This window comes from Gordonia oleivorans, assembly GCF_040044975.1.
Lineage (GTDB): Bacteria > Actinomycetota > Actinomycetes > Mycobacteriales > Mycobacteriaceae > Gordonia > Gordonia oleivorans.
Genome location: NZ_JBDZDI010000046.1, coordinates 1 through 2,724 on the forward strand (window position 1 = coordinate 1; position 2,724 = coordinate 2,724).

Sequence of the window (2,724 nt, forward strand, 5' to 3'; positions counted from 1 at the left end):
AGAGCCTCGCCGGCACCGTCGCCCAGCACGACGAACAACTCCGACGGCAACGCCGCAAACCAGATCGACAATGAACCATCGGCCGATCGTTGCCGCAGGCTCGACCACGATTAGCCGGTCAATGAGGGGACAACGCAGCTATGGAGATCTTCTTCGCGCTCCTGCAACGCAACGTGCTCGACCGTCAACGCTGGGACACCCGTGAACAGCTACGGATCGCAATCGTCACCTGGATCGAACGGACCTACCACCGCCGGCGCCGGCCACCACATCGGCCGAGAATCAGACCCGGCGGCTGATGCGACTGGCCGGGGTCCGCGGAGTGCAGCGGGCAGCGAAGGCTTTCACCACCCGTCCCGACCCGACCACGGCCAGACCTACCGACCGAGTTCAGCGACAGTTTCGTGCCGATCGACCCAACCAGCTACGGGTCGTCCCAGCTATGGGTCGTCGACATCACCTGCGTGCGAACCTGGCAGGGCTTCGCCTACACCGAATTTGTCACCGATGCCTGCACCCGCGTGATCGTCGGTTGGCATGTTGCGGCTACCATACGGACCGAGCTGATCAGGCAGCGTCGGCCTTGGCGCACCGTCGAGCAGGTGGGGCTTGCCACCTGCGAATGGGTCTGGTGGTACAACCAACAGCGTCTACACGAAGCGCTCGACTATCAACCACCCACAGAGTTCGAGGCCGCCCTCAACGGCGCCTCAGCTATCTGCGAGTCGGCCGCCCCGGCCCTCGCAACCACATAGGAACTAAACCTGGGGTACTTCATGGTCTTGCGTCGACCAAATGAACCCCCAATACATATCGCTGGCCTATGCCGACCGGCTGATCGAGTTTAAAGTCGACCCCTCGGTCAGCACTGTGCGCGACTCCTCCGACAACACTCTCGCCGAAGCGTCAGGTACCGCGAGTGTCATTTGCCACGGTGAAGGGACCGCTGTGAGCTGATTTTTGCCATCGGGATGGGACCACCTGGATTGCCAGTTATGGGACCACCGGCGCGTTGCGCTGGTGGTCTCTTGTTTTGTCCGTTGGGCCTTGACCCCGGATCTTGGACACAGGGTGGGATTTATGCTGCGTGTAGAAGTGTAGCAGCGTAACGGTTTTCGTAGGTGAGTGGTGATTGGTGCCCGCACCACGAGTGTCTTCGGCGGTTGTTGTAACGCACGAGCCACCCAAAGACTTCACGCCGGCAGGTGAACTCATCGGGCCAGGACTGCTCATCTTGAAGGACCTCGCGTTTGAGCGTGGCGTTGAACGACTCGGCCATCGCATTGTCGGCGCTGGTGCCCACCGCTCCCATGGACTGGGTCACGCCGAGTTCAGCGCACAGGTTGGCGTAGGCCTTGCTGGTGTAGACCGAGCCGTGATCGGAGTGAAAGACCGCTCCCGACAACGACCCTCGCGTCTGTTGTGCCGCTTGCAAGGCATCGGCAACGAGATCGGTGCGCATATGATCGGCCACCGCCCACCCCGTCAACCGTCGGGAGTAGCAGTCGATCACCGTAGCCAGGTACAGGTTGGAGCCATCGGCGATCGGCAGATACGTGATATCGCCGACATACACCCGGTTCGTGGCGGGCGCGGTGAAATCGCGTTCCACCAGGTCAGGGACTATGCGATCGGCAGGTTCAGGGATCGTGGTGACCACACGACGGCGCCGCCGATAACCGACAATGCCGTGGGCGCGCATCACCCGCGCCACCCGTTTGTGATTGACCCGGTTCTCCAGCGCCACCCCATCGTTGAGTTCCGCGGTAATCCGCGGTGCACCACAGGTGCTGTCACCATCGTGAACCTCACGAATACGTTGCGCCAAAACATGATCAGCTTCCGCACGAGCCGCCCGGCGCGGGGCCGCCTTGCGCCAGGCGTAAAACGACGAACACGCGATCTCGAGGAGATCGCATAGCCACTTGACCGGGTAGGTGTCGAGGTGGTCGGCGACGAACTGGAAGCGGCTCACCAGTTCGTCTCCCCGGCGAAATACTTGGCCGCCTGACGCAAAATCTCCCGTTCGGTGCTCAGCTTGAGCTTCTCGCTACGCAGTGCCGCGTTCTCCCTCTCCAACCGTGCGATCTTGGCCTCAGCGCTTTCTGGCCCCACCACAGCGGGCCCATCGCCGTTGCGGGCCTTGAGCGGGCTGACCGCCCCGCTGCCATCGGCAGCGGTCTTGCGGCCGGTGCCGTAGCGCTCAAGCCAGTGACGCAACGTGCCGCGCTCGACCCCAAGATCGGCGGCGATACCGCGCACCGTGGCCCCGGGGGTCGACTCGTACAAGTCCACCGCGTCCTGACGAAACTGCTCTGAATAGTGTCTCCGAGCCATACCTTGATCATCTCGCTTCTCCCCGCGAACTGCGGGATTCAACGTGTCCAAGGTCCGGGGTCAGGTCCCGTTGACTCGGCCGTGACGAGCAGTCATGGAAGGGGCGGCGGCATGGGCTATCGGGAGGTTGCTGTGGAAGAGATCAGAGAAGTCCTGCGGTTGTGGCTGGGTCTGGCGGTGGGGTTACCGTCGCCGGGGCTGCGCACGATCGCCGCGCATGCGGGGGTGTCCGTGGCCATGAGAAAGTCCCCACTGGTGGGGGGTTGAGGTTCCCCCCGAACCGTAGAGGCATCGATAATGAGGAGCACGATGCCAGAGAAGCGGAAGAAGTACGACCGGGAGTTTCGTGATGGGGCGGTCCGGATCGTCGAGGAGACAGGTAAGCCG

2 protein-coding genes and 1 pseudogene are annotated in these 2,724 nt (G+C 62.7%); 2 read left to right on the forward strand and 1 reads right to left on the reverse strand.

Annotated features, from left to right (window positions below):
• Positions 1 to 125: 125 nt before the first annotated feature.
• Both ABLE92_RS25995 and ABLE92_RS26000 read left to right on the forward strand, forming a co-directional pair.
• A pseudogene (locus ABLE92_RS25995) lies at positions 126 to 299 on the forward strand (IS3 family transposase); the annotation flags it as partial.
• Between the two features lie 105 nt (positions 300 to 404).
• On the forward strand, positions 405 to 755 hold the full coding sequence (locus ABLE92_RS26000) for an integrase core domain-containing protein (RefSeq protein ID WP_005194698.1): 351 nt from the start codon (positions 405 to 407) through the stop codon (positions 753 to 755).
• A gap of 323 nt (positions 756 to 1,078) precedes the next feature.
• Here the strand turns inward: ABLE92_RS26000 and ABLE92_RS26005 are convergent.
• A protein-coding gene (locus ABLE92_RS26005; RefSeq protein ID WP_085949121.1) for an IS3 family transposase occupies positions 1,079 to 2,337 on the reverse strand; the annotation gives its coding sequence in 2 pieces (ribosomal slippage) (positions 1,079 to 1,992 and positions 1,992 to 2,337; 1,260 coding nt in all).
• Between the last annotated feature and the right edge of the window lie 387 nt (positions 2,338 to 2,724).